The following is a 729-nucleotide window of genomic DNA, read 5'->3' as shown; positions in this document are numbered from 1 at the left end:
GTCGGTATTGAAGATTGCCGGTTTGCCATGGCGGTGGAGCGCTTCCTCCGAGGCCTCGATGCAGAAGTCGGCGGATAGCGTGATCGTCAGCCGCCAGCTCATCACCTTGCGGCTGAACCAGTCGACGACGGCGGTCAGGTAGACGAAGCCGCGCGCCATGGGGATGTAGGTGAGGTCCATGGCCCGGACCTGGTTGGGGCGGGTCACGGCCAGGCCCCTCGGCAGATAGGGATAGATCTTGTGCCCAGGTGCCGGCTTCGACGTGTTCGGACGGCGGTAGAGCGCCTTGATCCCCATCCGCTTCATCCACTGCCCGGCAGTGCATTGCACAGCAATGTCACGAAAGGGAGCGTCGCGACGTGACACCAGCCCACCTCATGGCCTTCGCCGTTCAAAAGCTCCTTCAACATCCGGCTGCCGGCGAACGGATATTCCAGGTGCAACTCGTCGATCCGGCGCATCAGCGTCAGATCCGCATCCGACACCGGGCGCGGCAGGTAATAGATGCTGCTCCGGCTGATCCCAAGCGCCTTGGCCTGTCGACCGACGCTGAGCTTGTAGTCCTGGTCGATCATCGCTTTGCGCTCGGAAAGAGCCCTGCCTCCCCGAGCGCGACGGACATCGCAGTAGGGACCGTGGCCCCAGTGGGGCCGCGTAAGCCCTACGAAGCATCGTTCTCCAGCGTCAGCTCGCCGATCTTCGCATGCAACGTCTTCACGTCGACAACCG

1 pseudogene is annotated in these 729 nt (G+C 63.2%); it reads right to left on the bottom strand.

Annotation, left to right across the window (positions count from 1 at the left end):
* Positions 1-729, bottom strand: a pseudogene (locus Q1A87_RS23595) (DDE-type integrase/transposase/recombinase); the annotation flags it as partial.

Origin of the sequence: uncultured Jannaschia sp., from assembly GCF_947494055.1 — a bacterium.
In the GTDB taxonomy this organism is placed as follows: Bacteria; Pseudomonadota; Alphaproteobacteria; order Rhodobacterales; family Rhodobacteraceae; genus Jannaschia.
The sequence above is the reverse complement of the archived record's forward strand: the minus strand, read 5'-3'. Positions and strand labels throughout refer to the sequence as shown.